At 53.6% G+C, this 13,892-nt stretch carries 10 protein-coding genes and 2 tRNA genes; 6 read left to right on the forward strand and 6 right to left on the reverse strand.

What is annotated here, in order from left to right; genetic code table 11:
* Window positions 1-170: 170 nt before the first annotated feature.
* Together L384_RS00920 and L384_RS00915 are read left to right on the forward strand one after the other, a co-directional pair.
* Window positions 171-1,868, forward strand: coding sequence for a sensor histidine kinase (locus L384_RS00920; protein ID WP_003861356.1), 1,698 nt, complete (start codon window positions 171-173; stop codon window positions 1,866-1,868).
* Window positions 1,869-1,881: 13 nt separating this feature from the next.
* The gene (locus tag L384_RS00915) at window positions 1,882-2,613 is read left to right on the forward strand and encodes a LytR/AlgR family response regulator transcription factor (RefSeq protein WP_023325009.1); all 732 of its coding nucleotides are present in this window, start codon (window positions 1,882-1,884) and stop codon (window positions 2,611-2,613) included.
* 35 nt (window positions 2,614-2,648) lie between these two features.
* Here the strand turns inward: L384_RS00915 and glk are convergent, their stop codons facing one another.
* Window positions 2,649-3,614, reverse strand: a complete 966-nt coding sequence (glk, locus tag L384_RS00910) for a glucokinase (RefSeq protein ID WP_003861352.1) — start codon at window positions 3,612-3,614, stop codon at window positions 2,649-2,651.
* Window positions 3,615-3,819: 205 nt separating this feature from the next.
* Between glk and L384_RS00905 the strand changes: the two genes are divergently transcribed.
* Window positions 3,820-5,055 (forward strand): ion channel protein, encoded by a 1,236-nt coding sequence (locus L384_RS00905; RefSeq protein WP_003861350.1) that lies wholly within the window; start codon window positions 3,820-3,822, stop codon window positions 5,053-5,055.
* Here the strand turns inward: L384_RS00905 and ipdC are convergent, their stop codons facing one another.
* Complete coding sequence (gene ipdC, locus L384_RS00900; RefSeq protein WP_023325010.1) at window positions 5,056-6,714, reverse strand: indolepyruvate decarboxylase; 1,659 nt, start codon at window positions 6,712-6,714, stop codon at window positions 5,056-5,058. It lies immediately after the preceding gene.
* A 186-nt stretch (window positions 6,715-6,900) separates the two neighbouring features.
* Between ipdC and mgrA the strand changes: the two genes are divergently transcribed.
* Together mgrA and ypeC are read left to right on the forward strand one after the other, a co-directional pair.
* The gene (gene mgrA / locus L384_RS00895; RefSeq protein ID WP_023325011.1) at window positions 6,901-7,899 is read left to right on the forward strand and encodes an L-glyceraldehyde 3-phosphate reductase; all 999 of its coding nucleotides are present in this window, start codon (window positions 6,901-6,903) and stop codon (window positions 7,897-7,899) included.
* Between the two features lie 126 nt (window positions 7,900-8,025).
* Window positions 8,026-8,373, forward strand: a complete 348-nt coding sequence (ypeC, locus tag L384_RS00890) for a DUF2502 domain-containing protein YpeC (protein WP_003861345.1) — start codon at window positions 8,026-8,028, stop codon at window positions 8,371-8,373.
* A gap of 33 nt (window positions 8,374-8,406) precedes the next feature.
* Here ypeC and L384_RS00885 read toward each other — a convergent pair whose 3' ends face one another.
* Window positions 8,407-9,645: an Nramp family divalent metal transporter gene (locus tag L384_RS00885; RefSeq protein WP_003861343.1), complete on the reverse strand. Its 1,239-nt coding sequence runs from the start codon at window positions 9,643-9,645 to the stop codon at window positions 8,407-8,409.
* A 345-nt stretch (window positions 9,646-9,990) separates the two neighbouring features.
* Here L384_RS00885 and nupC point away from each other — a divergent pair, with 345 nt between their 5' ends.
* Window positions 9,991-11,178 (forward strand): nucleoside permease NupC, encoded by a 1,188-nt coding sequence (nupC, locus tag L384_RS00880; RefSeq protein WP_003861341.1) that lies wholly within the window; start codon window positions 9,991-9,993, stop codon window positions 11,176-11,178.
* Between the two features lie 45 nt (window positions 11,179-11,223).
* Here nupC and L384_RS00875 read toward each other — a convergent pair whose 3' ends face one another.
* From L384_RS00875 to L384_RS00865, 3 genes are all read right to left on the reverse strand, one after another.
* Complete coding sequence (locus L384_RS00875; RefSeq protein WP_032628335.1) at window positions 11,224-13,413, reverse strand: EAL domain-containing protein; 2,190 nt, start codon at window positions 13,411-13,413, stop codon at window positions 11,224-11,226.
* A 211-nt stretch (window positions 13,414-13,624) separates the two neighbouring features.
* Window positions 13,625-13,700, reverse strand: a tRNA-Ala gene (locus L384_RS00870).
* A 41-nt stretch (window positions 13,701-13,741) separates the two neighbouring features.
* Window positions 13,742-13,817: transfer RNA gene (locus L384_RS00865), tRNA-Ala, on the reverse strand.
* Window positions 13,818-13,892 lie beyond the last annotated feature (75 nt).

The raw sequence follows: 13,892 nt of genomic DNA on the forward strand, positions 1-13,892 counted from the left end.
ATCGTTACCTGACGTTTCTCCCCAAACGGAAAAGCGCCGGCTTTCAGTCAAAAGCCATCAATCCCCTTTGAGAATTATGGTTTTTCCCCATTTGATAAATCTGATGGATAGCTGGTCATCAGGCCCTATGTTTTCTATCATAGATTTTTCCCGTTTTCCCAGGCCTGACCGTGCACGAAATCTTCAATATGCTCCTCGCGGTGTTCGACCGCGCGGCATTAATGCTGATCTGTCTCTTTTTCCTTATCCGCATCCGCTTGTTCCGCGAACTGTTGCATAAATCTGCCCATTCGCCAAAAGAGCTGCTGGCCGTCACGTTTATCTTTTCGATGTTTGCCCTGTTCAGCACCTGGTCCGGGGTGCCGGTAGAAGGCTCGCTGGTGAACGTGCGCATCATCGCCGTCATGTCGGGCGGGATCCTCTTTGGTCCCTGGGTCGGGATTATCACAGGCATTATCGCTGGCACCCATCGATACCTGATTGATATTGGCGGCGTGACGGCAGTCCCCTGCTTTATCACCAGCATTATTGCCGGGCTGCTCTCGGGCTGGATTAACCGCAAAATCCCGAAAAAGCAGCACTGGCGTGCAGGGATTATCGCGGGGATGGTCTGCGAAACGCTGACCATGATCCTGGTCATCGTCTGGGCGCCAACCGTTGCGCTGGGGCTGGATATCGTCTCGAAGATCGGTATTCCGATGATCCTCGGGAGCGTCTGTATCGGTTTTATCGTGCTGCTGGTGCAAAGCGTGGAAGGTGAAAAAGAGGCCAGCGCCGCGCGTCAGGCCAAGCTGGCGCTGGATATCGCCAACAAGACGCTGCCGCTTTTCCGGCACGTTAACGCCGAATCTTTACGTCAGGTTTGCGATATCATCCGCCGTGATATTCACGCCGATGCGGTCGCTATCACCAATATTGATCACGTGCTGGCTTACGTTGGCGTTGGTGAGCACAATTATCGCGACAGCGACGACACCATCAGCCCGACCACCAGACAGGCGATTAACTACGGAAAAATCATCATTAAAAACAATGACGAAGCCCACCGGACGCCAGAGATCCACTCAATGCTGGTGATCCCGCTGTGGGAAAAAGGCGTGGTCACGGGGACGCTGAAAATTTACTACTGTCATGCGCACCAAATCACCTCCTCGCTCCAGGAGATGGCGATTGGCCTGTCGCAGATCATCTCCACTCAACTAGAGGTTTCGCGTGCAGAGCAGCTGCGCGAGATGGCAAATAAGGCAGAGCTGCGCGCCCTGCAAAGCAAGATCAATCCCCATTTCCTGTTTAACGCGCTGAACGCTATCTCCTCTTCCATCCGTCTGAATCCGGACACCGCGCGGCAGCTGATATTTAATCTGTCGCGCTATCTTCGCTACAACATTGAGCTAAAAGACGACGAGCAGATCGACATCAAAAAAGAGCTGTATCAAATCAAGGATTACATCGCGATCGAGCAGGCTCGCTTTGGCGATAAGCTGACGGTCATTTACGATATTGATGAAGAGGTCAACTGCGTGATCCCAAGCCTGCTGATCCAGCCTCTGGTGGAAAACGCCATTGTTCACGGTATTCAGCCGTGTAAAGGCAAAGGCGTGGTAACAATTAGCGTAACGGAAAGCGGTAACCGCGTGCGTATCGCCGTGCGCGATACCGGGCACGGCATCGATCCGAAAGTTATCGAACGCGTCAAATCAAACGAAATGCCGGGCAACAAGATCGGACTGCTGAATGTGCATCACCGGGTCAAACTGCTGTACGGTGACGGGCTGCATATTCACCGCCTTGAGCCGGGCACCGAAATTGCCTTTTATGTTCCGAATGAGCGAACGCCCGTGAATGCCCCCATATCCTTGTTGCCGTAGGCCGGAGTAACAGATGAAAGTCATCATCGTAGAAGATGAATTTCTGGCTCAACAGGAGTTGAGCTGGCTTATCAAAACCCACAGCCAGATGGAGATTGTTGGCTGTTTTGAGGATGGTCTGGACGTGCTGAAATTTTTACAGCATAACCGGGTCGACGCGATATTCCTCGATATTAATATTCCGTCGCTGGACGGCGTCCTGCTGGCGCAAAATATCAATCAGTTCGCCCACAAGCCGTTTATTGTGTTTGTCACCGCGTGGAAAGAGCATGCCGTGGAGGCCTTCGAGCTTGAGGCGTTTGACTATATTCTAAAGCCGTACCAGGAGTCGCGTATTATCAGCATGCTGCATAAGCTGGAAGCCGCGTGGCAGCAGCAGTCCTTACCCGCCAGTGCCAGCCCGGTAGCGCGGGAAAACGACACAATTAATCTGGTGAAGGACGAACGGATCATCGTCACGCCTGTCGACGATATTTACTATGCCGAAGCGCATGAAAAAATGACATTTGTCTATACGCGGCGTGAATCCTACGTCATGGCGATGAACATCACCGAATTCTGCAATAAACTCCCGGCCGCCCACTTCTTCCGCTGCCACCGCTCGTTCTGCGTCAACCTGAACAAGATCCGCGAAATCGAACCCTGGTTTAACAACACCTATATATTGCGGCTGAAGGATCTGGATTTTCAGGTGCCTGTAAGCCGCAGCAGAGTGAAAGAGTTCCGCCAGCTCATGCACCTGTAGCACGTTCCCTCTCCCGCAGGAGAGGGAAATGAGCGTCAGAGGATCTGACCAAGAACCTGACGCAGATGCGCGCCGGATCCCAGTAAGCCTGGGTTGTCGTGGACAATCAGGTAAACAGGAATGTCCTGGACATAGCTCCTGAAGCGGCCTTTGTCTTCGAAGCCGCCACGGAAGCCGGAGGCGGTAAAGAAATCGAGGAAGCGCGGCACGATCCCGCCCGCAATATAGACCCCGCCAAAGGTGCCAAGGTTCAGCGCCAGGTTGCCGCCAAAACGCCCCATGATGACGCAGAACAGCGACAAAGCACGGCGGCAGTCAATACAGCTGTCGGCCAGCGCGCGTTCGGTCACATCTTTCGGTTGCAGATTTTCCGGCAGACGACCGTCTGATTTGACAATCGCCCGATACAGGTTCACCAGACCCGGACCAGAAAGCACCCGCTCGGCCGACACGTGACCAATCTCGGCGCGTAGCTCCTCAAGAATAATGCCCTCTTCTTCGCTGTTCGGCGCAAAATCCACGTGACCGCCCTCGCCCGGCAGGCTGACCCAGCGTTTGTCGACGTGGACCAGGTGCGCCACCCCCAGACCGGTTCCCGCGCCGTAAACGGCAATCGGTTTGCCTTCAACCGGGGCCGTACCGCCGAACTGAATCAGATGCTCTGGTTTAAGCATTGGGATAGCCATGGAAACCGCAGTGAAGTCGTTGATAATTTCAAGGTGCGAGAAGCCGAGGTTTTTCCGCATTTCGGCAATTGAGAAGGCCCACGTGTGGTTGGTCATCGCCACCCAGTCGCCGGTAATCGGACAGGCGATGGCGATACAACCGTCTTCAACGCTCACTTTATGCTCTTCCAGATAGACGCGAACCACCGCTTCCAGGCTTGGGTAATCCAGCCCTGAATAGGTTTTCGCCTGAGAAATTTCACCGCTGTTCACATCGCACAGGGCAAGGCGCGCGTTGGTGCCGCCTACATCACCTACCAAAGCATACTTTGTCATTCTTCTACTGCTCCGCTAAAGTCAGAATAAATCTTTGGGACACTGTAAATTCAAGGCGTGATAACAACAACGACCAGAAGGTGACTGCCCATGGATTATCGATCTTCGTCACATAATAACTTTACCGTTTCAGCACCTTTTGCACTATTGCCACAATGCTGATTGTGCAAAGTAACGTTAAGCCGTTTTGTACAAGGAAATCATCATGCTCCATCCGCGAGCCAGAACCATGCTGTTATTGGCTGTCCCGGCGCTGATTATTGGCGTGGCGTCGAGCCTGGTGCTCATCGTCGTCATGAAAGTGGCGGCGGTGCTGCAAACGATTTTATGGACCGCGCTTCCGGTAAAACTCGGCATCAGCATTGACTCGCCGGGCTGGATCATGGTGATGCTGACCCTGACCGGGATTGCCGTAGGGCTGGTGATCCGCTATAGCCCGGGCCATGCCGGGCCGGACCCGGCACTGGAACCCTTGATTGGCGCGCCTGTCTCCCCCTCGGCTCTGCCGGGGCTTATCATCGCGCTGATAATCGGTCTTGCGGGCGGCGTAAGCCTCGGGCCTGAACATCCCATTATGGCGGTGAATATCGCGCTGGCGGTCTTTCTGGGGGCGCGTCTTTTCCCGCGCGTTGGCGCGCTGGACTGGACGATCCTGGCCTCCGCTGGCACCATCGGGGCGCTGTTTGGCACTCCGGTCGCGGCTGCGCTCATTTTTTCGCAAACGCTCAGCAGTGATCATGAGGTGCCGCTTTGGGATAAACTCTTCGCGCCGCTAATGGCCGCCGCTGCGGGAGCCCTCACCACCAGCCTGTTTTTCCATCCCCATTTTTCACTCTCCATTCCCCACTACGGCCAGATGCAACTCACCGATATTTTCAGCGGCGCCGTCGTCGTCGCGATCGCCATTGCGTTGGGGATGGTCGCGGTGTGGTGTCTTCCTCGCCTGCATCGCCTGATGCACAGGCTGAAGCATCCGGTGCTGATTCTGGGCATGGGGGGTTTTATTCTGGGCGTTTTAGGCGCTATCGGCGGGACGGTTACGCTGTTTAAGGGTCTGGACGAGATGCAGCAGCTGGCCTTCAGCCAGGTCTTCAGCGTCTCAGATTATCTGCTGTTCGCGCTGGTGAAACTGGCGGCGCTGGTGGTCGCGGCGGCCTGTGGTTTCCGGGGAGGTCGTATCTTCCCGGCGGTATTTGTTGGCGTCGCGCTGGGGCTGATGCTGCATGAGCACGTTGACGCTGTCCCTGCGGCGATTACCGTCTCCTGCTCCATTCTGGGGCTGGTACTGGTGGTCACGCGCGATGCGTGGCTGAGCCTGTTTATGGCGGCCGTTGTCGTGCCGGATACCACGCTTCTGCCGCTGCTCTGTATCGTGATGTTGCCCGCCTGGCTCCTGCTGGCGGGCAAACCGATGCTGATGGCATGGCGAAACGACAGGTAATCAGGCGTTATTGCGCGCCTCCAGCGCTTTGGTCAGCGCGCTCAGCAGCGGCGGAATATCGGCTTTCGGCAGCATGACCTCGATCAGCGAAAGCCGCTCATGGTGTGCCACTTTATCCAGCACCTCCGCCAGCGCTTCCGCTTCGCTGACGCGCCAGCACTCTGCCTGAGGCGCCAGGCTCAGCGCCTGCGGTATCTGCGTCCAGTTCCAGAGGGCAATATCGTTATAGCGCTGCTCCGGCCCGTGGATGGCCCTTTCCACCGTGTATCCTTCGTTGTTAAGCACCAGAATAATCGGGCGCTGCTTGTCGCGCAGCATGGATCCCAGCTCCTGAATGGTCAACTGCGCGGCGCCGTCGCCCGTCAGGACAATCACGCGTCGATTCGGACACGCCGTTTGCGCGCCAAACGCCGCCGCCAGCGTGTAGCCAATCGATCCCCACAGCGGCTGGACGATAAAGTTCACGTCCGCCGGTAAACGCAGATCGATAGCGCCGAAAGCAGACGTCCCCTGGTCAGCCAGAATAATGTCTCCGGGGCGAATAAACGTTTGCAGGGCACGCCAGAAGCTCTCCTGAGTCAGCGCCCCTTCAATAGTCGGGAACGAAAAGCCGCTGTGATCCGATGGCGCTCGCGTATCACGAACATAGGTTTTACACAGCGCTGTCAGCGTTTCAATGGCCTCCCTCATCGGGATACCCGTAAACCAGACGTCGCCGACGCGGGACGCGTGAGGCTGAACCTCTATCGTCTGGTCTGGCGTAAGCTGGTGGGTAAATCCGGCAGTGAGCGTATCGGTAAAGCGCGTGCCAATGCACAGCACCGTATCAGCACCCTCGATGGCCTCTTTGACCGGCGCGGCGCTCGCCGATCCGCTGTAGGTGCCGTAAAAACCGCTCTGTCGTTCGTCAAAAATGCCCTTGCCCATCAGCATGGTGGCGTGTGCCATCGGCACCTCTTTCACCCACGTCTGAAGGGCCGCGCGCAGACCGTGGCGGAGTACCAGGAAGTCCGCTAACAGCGCGGTGCGTTTGCTCGTAGACAAGCGCTTTTCGGCAGCCTCACGGAACGCCTGCAAGCAGGCTGAATCGGCCGGTGCGGGGTTAACAGTGAGAGCGCTTACAGGAGGTGTAGCGGCTTTTTTCGCCACATCGGCGGGCAGCATCAGATAGCCCGGACGGCGCTCCCGCAGCATGGTGGTCAGGACTCTGTCAATTTCATAGCAGGCGTTTTGTTCCGTAAGCACCGCCTGCGCAACGGTGATGGGTTCGCTCATATGATAGAAGTGGCGGAACTCGCCGTCGCCCAACGTATGGTGCAGTAACTCTCCTCGCTGCTGCGCCGCCATACCCGGGGCCCCTACAATATGGAGGACGGGAACATGTTCGGCAAAGCTGCCCGCCACACCGTTCATGGCGCTTAACTCCCCAACGCCGAATGTCGTCAGGAGTGCGGCAAAGCCCTTACAGCGGGCATAGCCGTCTGCGGCGTAAGACGCGTTCAGTTCGTTGGCACAGCCCACCCAGCAGATGTCCGGGCTATCTATCACGTGATCGAGAAATTGCAGGTTATAGTCGCCCGGCACGCCAAACAGATGATCGGCACCACAATCTGTTAGTCGGTCCAGCAGGTAATCGGCGACGCAATAGGGGGTACGCATATTATAAGTGTCCTTCTGACGTTGACCTCACTCTGAGTATTAAATAAGCGTGAAGCGTGTCCAGAATTGACGACAATCAGGGGCTGGAAAGAATGCTTTACGAAAAAAGCTGCGCTATGCTCATTTTCTTCAGATTAGTGTAAACGTATACACGGATGTTTCTTTCCAGCGCCAGAGGTCTCACAAATGGGTTATCAGCCTGACAAAAATCGTTATCAGACAATGCAATATCGCCGCTGTGGGCAAAGCGGTCTTAAGCTTCCCGCCATCTCGCTGGGGCTGTGGCATAATTTTGGCGACGCGACGTTGCTCGAAAACAGCCGTCAACTTTTACAGCGTGCTTTCAATTTGGGTATTACGCATTTTGACCTTGCCAATAATTACGGCCCGCCTCCTGGTTCGGCCGAACGTAATTTTGGGCGCATTTTGCAGGAGGATTTCCTGCCCTGGCGCGATGAGCTGATCATCTCCACTAAAGCGGGCTACACCATGTGGGACGGGCCTTATGGTGACTGGGGCTCGCGTAAATATCTGATCGCAAGCCTGGACCAGAGCCTCAAGCGTATGGGGCTGGAGTATGTCGATATCTTCTATCACCACCGCCCGGATCCACACACGCCGCTACGTGAAACCATGAAAGCGCTTGACCATGTGGTGCGTCAGGGCAAAGCGCTGTACATCGGTCTGTCCAACTACCCGGCAGAAATGGCACGGCAGGCGATTGAAATACTGGAGGATCTGGGCACGCCATGTTTGATCCACCAGCCGAAGTACTCCATGTTTGAACGTGCGCCTGAAGAGGGGTTGCTGGACGTGTTGCAGCAAAAAGGGGTGGGATGTATCCCCTTCTCTCCACTGGCGGGCGGACAGTTGACCGATCGCTCTCTGAACGGCATCCCAGCGGATTCTCGCGCAGCAAGCGGCAGTAAGTTCCTTAATCCGGAACAGATCACCGACAAAAAGCTGGAAAAGGTACGTAAGCTGAATGCGCTGGCGGAAAAACGGGGGCAAAAGCTGTCGCAAATGGCACTGGCCTGGATCCTGCGCCACGATGCGGTGACATCCGTGCTCATCGGCGCAAGCAAGACCGGACAAATTGATGATGCAGCAGGCGTGCTTGAAAATTGTCGGTTCACGGCAGAAGAGCTCAAGACGATAGATACGATCCTGTCCAGTTCAGATTAAAAACACTTTTAGCAAAAAGTGCTCTCGTTCATGATTTAGGAGTTGAGGCGATGAAACGAATGTTTACCAACTCGTAAAATTGCGTTAACAGGTCGCACAGCGGCCCCGATCGTGAAGGAGAAGAGTATGTTCAGGTCACTGATTCTTGCAGCGGTATTACTGGCTTCGGCCCCGCTGGTCGCCAATGCGGGCGAAATCACCCTGTTGCCATCGATTAAATTACAAATTGGCGATCGTGATGACTACGGCAGATACTGGGACGGTGGCTACTGGCGCGACCGTGACTACTGGCATCGCCATTATGAATGGCGTCAAAACCGCTGGTGGAAACACGATAACGGCTATCACCGTGGCTGGGATAAGCGTAAGGCTTACGAACGCGGCTACCGCGAAGGCTGGAAAGATCGTGACGACCGCCGTGGCGGCTGGGGTCACGGAAAAGGCAGAGGCCACGGTCACGGCCATCACCATTAACAACAAAAAGGAGCCTTCCGGCTCCTTTTTCTTTTACAGGCCTGCGGCTGTGCCTATCAGCAACCACAAGTTTAACGCCACCACCACGACCACAATGGCCCACCCGGCGCGTTTCACCCACGTCGAATTCACCAGATCGCCCATCAGTGATTTGTTGCTGGTGAAGATCAGCAGCGGCACCAGCGCCAGCGCAATCCCGAAACTCAGCAGCACCTGACTCATCACCAGAATGCGGGTCGGATCCAGCCCCATCAGGATCACAACAAAGGAAGGCAGCATCGTGACCGAGCGGCGAACCCACAGCGGAATATGGAAACGTACGAACCCCTGCATCACCACCTGCCCGGCCAGTGTCCCCACAACCGTAGATGAAAGGCCCGCAGCAACCAGGCTTAAACCAAAAATGGTGGCAGCGGCATGACTCAGCAACGGCTCCAGCGTCAGGTAAGCCTGGTCAAGATCGGCAACCCCGGTATGCCCGTTAAAGTGGAACGCGGCGGCGGCGGTGGCCATCATCGCCAGATTCACAAATCCGGCAATGGTCATCGCGATAGCCACATCCCATTTCGAGGCGGAGTAGCGCTCTTTACTCGTCCCGCCATGCAGATTCTGGGTTAATGAAGAGTGTAGATAAATGACGTGCGGCATAATGGTCGCCCCCAGCACCCCGGCAGCCAGAAAAACGGCTTCAGAAGTAGGTAACGACGGGATCACCATCCCTTTCGTCAGCTGCGCCAGATTCGGCTGGGAGAAAATCAGCTCAACAATATAGGCGGCAGCGACGAACAGCAGCAGGCCGCCGATGACTTTCTCCAGCGGTTTTTGCCCCCGCCGCTGGAGCATCAGAATCAGGAAAGTGGCGATACCGGTTAGCACGGCCCCCTGAAGCAGAGATACGCCCAGAATAAGCTTAAAGCCGATCGCCGCCCCGATAAACTCGGCGAGATCGGTGGCCATGGCGATAATTTCCGCCTGAACCCAGTAAAACCAAACTGCCGGACGTGGATAATGATCGCGGATTTGCTCCGCCAGGTTTTTTCCGGTAGCAATACCCAGCTTCGCGGAGAGCATCTGAATCAGCATCGCCATCAGATTGGCCCAGACCACAACCCACAGCAGTTTATAGCCGAAGCTGGCCCCGGCCTGAATGTTGGTCGCAAAATTACCCGGATCGATGTAGCCAATCGCGGCAATGAATGCCGGTCCCATTAATGCGAGCCGCAGCTTGCGTGCCGCTCTGCCGCTGCTACTCTCTACGCGACTATTCGTCATTTCTGCCTCTGGAAATATAGCCTTTGCTATGTTTTATGCTATCAAAATGAGAATGATTATCAAGTTCATTTAAAATGGTTAACATGATTTCTCTGATAGCCAGGAACGATAGACAGGCAGGTGGAGCAAGGTCACAGAATGTGAAAATGCGCAGACATTTGTGAAGCGTAGCACACAAACTTAACTTTTCACTCATTTACCTAACATAACAAAAATGTATTGTTGATCACTATTTTTGAGACTCGTCACAGGATGTAACTATAGTGTGGGCTTGATCTCGTTTTCTTTGTGCTTGTTACATAGAATGTGCACGGAAATTAAACCTGCCTCATATTTGGAGCAAATATGGACCGCGTCCTTCATTTTGTCCTGGCACTTGTTGTCGTTACTGCACTTGCATTGCTGGTCAGCACAGACCGCAAAAAAATTCGTATTCGCTATGTTGTCCAGCTGCTGGTCATTGAAGTTTTACTTGCGTGGTTCTTCCTGAACTCCAACGTAGGCCTCGGCTTCGTGAAAGGCTTCTCCGAAATGTTCGAAAAACTGCTCGGATTTGCCAACGAAGGGACAAACTTCGTCTTTGGCAGCATGAACGATCAGGGTCTGGCCTTCTTCTTCCTGAAGGTACTCTGCCCTATCGTCTTCATCTCTGCCCTGATCGGTATCCTTCAGCACATCCGCGTTCTTCCGGTGGTTATCCGTGCGATCGGCTTCCTGTTATCGAAAGTTAACGGCATGGGTAAACTGGAATCCTTTAACGCAGTCAGCTCACTGATCCTCGGTCAGTCTGAGAACTTCATTGCGTATAAAGATATCCTCGGCAAGATGTCCCGTAACCGCATGTACACCATGGCGGCAACCGCAATGTCTACCGTTTCCATGTCTATCGTGGGCGCGTATATGACCATGCTGGAACCAAAATACGTGGTTGCGGCCCTGGTTCTGAACATGTTCAGCACCTTTATCGTGCTTTCGCTGATTAACCCGTACCGCGTGGATGCCAGCGAAGAGAACATTCAGATGTCTAACCTGCACGAGGGGCAGAGCTTCTTCGAAATGCTGGGTGAATACATTCTGGCGGGTTTCAAGGTTGCAATTATCGTTGCCGCGATGCTGATTGGCTTTATCGCGCTGATCGCTGCGCTGAACGCCCTGTTTGCGGCCGTACTCGGTATCTCCTTCCAGGGTATTCTGGGCTACATCTTTTACCCGGTTGCCTGGGTGATGGGCGTGCCCGCTCACGAAGCGTTGCAGGTGGGCAGTATCATGGCAACGAAACTGGTATCCAACGAATTCGTGGCGATGATGGATCTCCAGAAGATTGCCAGCACACTCTCCCCACGTGCGGAAGGGATCCTGTCCGTCTTCCTGGTCTCCTTCGCGAACTTCTCTTCCATCGGTATCATCGCTGGCGCGATTAAAGGCCTGAACGAAGAGCAGGGTAACGTGGTTTCTCGCTTTGGCCTGAAGCTGGTTTACGGTTCAACGCTGGTGAGCGTCCTGTCTGCCTCTATTGCAGCACTGGTTCTGTAATTCATACCGCGTAATAAAAACCGGGAGTCCTCGCTCCCGGTTTTTTTATGCTTCCAGCGCCGCCAGAGGCTGGGGTTTACCAATCAAATAGCCCTGCAAATAATCTACGCCAAATCGCAACAACATCTCGCGTTGTTCAGCCGTTTCCACATATTCAGCCACCACACACAGCGATTTCGTTTTTGCCATGTTGCAAATGGACTGCACGATCATCGCATCCATGCTGTCGGTGCAGATATCTTTCACGAAGCAACCATCGATCTTAATGATATCGGCCTCCAGCCGCTTCAGGCGCTCAAAGTTGGCATAGCCGGTACCAAAGTCGTCTATGGCAATGCGGAAGCCGTAATCACGCAGCTGCTGGATATTTTTGATGCTGCTTCCCGAGTCTGAGAAAGCCTGTTCCTCGGTGATCTCAATGATGATATTTTGCGGCGCAATGGCGTAGCGTTCAAAAAGCGCGATGATCTCAGCCGCAATCTCATTTTGCATCAGCGTCAGCGGCATCAGATTAACGGAGAAGCGCGTTCCTGCACGTCCGGACGGATGGCTGCGCATCCACATCAGCAATTTTTCCAACACGTTCAGGTCAAACCGGTGGCTCAGGTTAAACTGAGCAATCAGCGGAATAAAGCGGTCAGGGGTGATGATCTCGCCATCGCTTTCCAGCCTGGAGAGGATTTCAAAGTACCCTTCTCCGCGCGCGTTGTGAATTGGCTGGGCGTAAAGGTGAAGACCGCCGATATCAAGGGCGCGTTTTATGCGGGCCAGCATTAGCACCCTGTCCGTCGTCTGACCAGAGACATCATCCAGACTGTTGGTTAACGCCAGAACGTTATGCCCGCCACAGGATTGCTCGGACAGCCAGCTCAGCTGACCCAGCGTGTGGTGCAGGCTTTCCCCATCCGGCACTTCGCCCCAGGAGGCGCCAAACTCAATGTCGAGCTCAGTCTTGTTCCAGACAATCTTACGGCTGTTCAGATGATCAACCATATATTGCAGACGTTCAGCCGTGCCCGGACCCAACAAGACCACCACCAGCTCACTGCCTGGCAACTGAAAGAGCTTCTCGTCTTTTTGCAATAACGGTTGCAGCGACGCGGTGATCATCTTTTTACAGTGTACACGCATGAGGATGCCGTAATGACGGCTCAGAAATTCCAGATTATCCAGGCGCAGGCAGCAGATTTTGGCTTCGGGATGGTGCTGTAAAAACACTTCCAGCGCACGAATGTTAGGCAGACCGGTGAGCGGATCGGTAAGCGCCCTCTCCTGCCACCCCTGTTTCAGCCATTCACTTTTCTGATAGATCCGCGACATGTAAAGCAGGCAGATGGCGAAAGAGATCATTACCGACAAGATAAAGGAGAGCGAGTGGCCCGATTCAACGCCATTAAGAAAATTATAATTGTAGGTCAACAGCATGAGCGCCGAGGCCGCCCAGAGTAAAGAGATGAGCGCATAGCTCAGACGACCAATCCCCAGGGTAAAAAGAATAAAAACGATTGGCATCAAATAACCAGCAATAAACTGTGACTCGAAAGGCGCGCACAAAATAGCGATCATCGAGACCAACAGCATCAGCCACACAACGATAAATAACACTTTTTTGTGACAAAAGAGGGGCTTCACGCTTCGCCGCCAGAATGTTCGGGCATACCGGGGATTAATTATCATTCTTAACGGGTAGTAGAACATCATGGTGAAAATCAGGGCGGCACAAATCAGGCTTTGAATATCGATAACGTTATAAATTGCAGAGCCTTCGCCGAAATAGGAGGAGATTGTCACCGGAAAATCAAATAAATATCCCGCCAGATACATCGATAATTTGATGCCTACAGGAACCACAAATCCGAGCCAGAAAATACGTATACCGATGTACTTATTCGGGATGCTGTGTCGCCAGCGTTTGCCCAGCATCAGACGGATGACGCCACAGGCAGCGAAGACGGCAAACGTCTGACAAATTAATAACACGGAAGATTGTAGTAATGCTAAATCAAAGTAATAAATGTTAGTAACACTAAATCCAATCAGTAAAGGAATGATTGCCCGACGTCCAAATAACAATACGATGGCGAGCATGGCGCTTAAGGGCAACCACGCTAAATAAACATCATTTTCGTTGACGATAGCGCGCGGGGAGATATAACGGGAAAAGGGGATCGTAATCAGGCTTAACGCCAGGACAATCATAAATATTTTTACATTATTGTAAATTTTTCTATTCATTAATCCGTGTGATCTATTTAACCATCGTCTTATTGACCGGATGGATAATAGGTTTATTAATTGCACGAATCAAGTTCAGGTCTATTTATAGACTTGTTTATTGATTTGGGTTGAGGTGATGTATAGAAAACGACATTGCTGGCAACAAAAAGAGTCTAAACATTTTACAAGATATAAAAAAACCCCCGTCTTGCGACGAGGGTTTAAATTTTGGTGGAGCTAAGCGGGATCGAACCGCTGACCTCTTGCATGCCATGCAAGCGCTCTCCCAGCTGAGCTATAGCCCCACATGTTACTTTACCTACCGCACTCTGTTGGGTTCAGAGTTTGGTGGAGCTAAGCGGGATCGAACCGCTGACCTCCTGCATGCCATGCAGGCGCTCTCCCAGCTGAGCTATAGCCCCGTCGTAAAGCTGTCATGTTGACGGGCGGCATAATATGAATTCCGCCGCAGAGTGTCAACGGCAAATTCCACCTCC

It is taken from the genome of Enterobacter sp. MGH 38, assembly GCF_000492855.1.
Classification (GTDB): Bacteria; Pseudomonadota; Gammaproteobacteria; order Enterobacterales; family Enterobacteriaceae; genus Enterobacter; species Enterobacter hormaechei_C.

Bases quoted from the DNA above. Each gene is read 5' to 3' on its own strand.
- L384_RS00915 (WP_023325009.1), top strand. From the start codon at position 1,882: ATGAAAGTCATCATCGTAGAAGATGAATTTCTGGCTCAACAGGAGTTG.
- glk (WP_003861352.1), bottom strand. From the start codon at position 3,614: ATGACAAAGTATGCTTTGGTAGGTGATGTAGGCGGCACCAACGCGCGC.
- L384_RS00905 (WP_003861350.1), top strand. From the start codon at position 3,820: ATGCTCCATCCGCGAGCCAGAACCATGCTGTTATTGGCTGTCCCGGCG.
- ipdC (WP_023325010.1), bottom strand. From the start codon at position 6,714: ATGCGTACCCCCTATTGCGTCGCCGATTACCTGCTGGACCGACTAACA.
- mgrA (WP_023325011.1), top strand. From the start codon at position 6,901: ATGGGTTATCAGCCTGACAAAAATCGTTATCAGACAATGCAATATCGC.
- ypeC (WP_003861345.1), top strand. From the start codon at position 8,026: ATGTTCAGGTCACTGATTCTTGCAGCGGTATTACTGGCTTCGGCCCCG.
- L384_RS00885 (WP_003861343.1), bottom strand. From the start codon at position 9,645: ATGACGAATAGTCGCGTAGAGAGTAGCAGCGGCAGAGCGGCACGCAAG.
- nupC (WP_003861341.1), top strand. From the start codon at position 9,991: ATGGACCGCGTCCTTCATTTTGTCCTGGCACTTGTTGTCGTTACTGCA.
- L384_RS00875 (WP_032628335.1), bottom strand. From the start codon at position 13,413: ATGAATAGAAAAATTTACAATAATGTAAAAATATTTATGATTGTCCTG.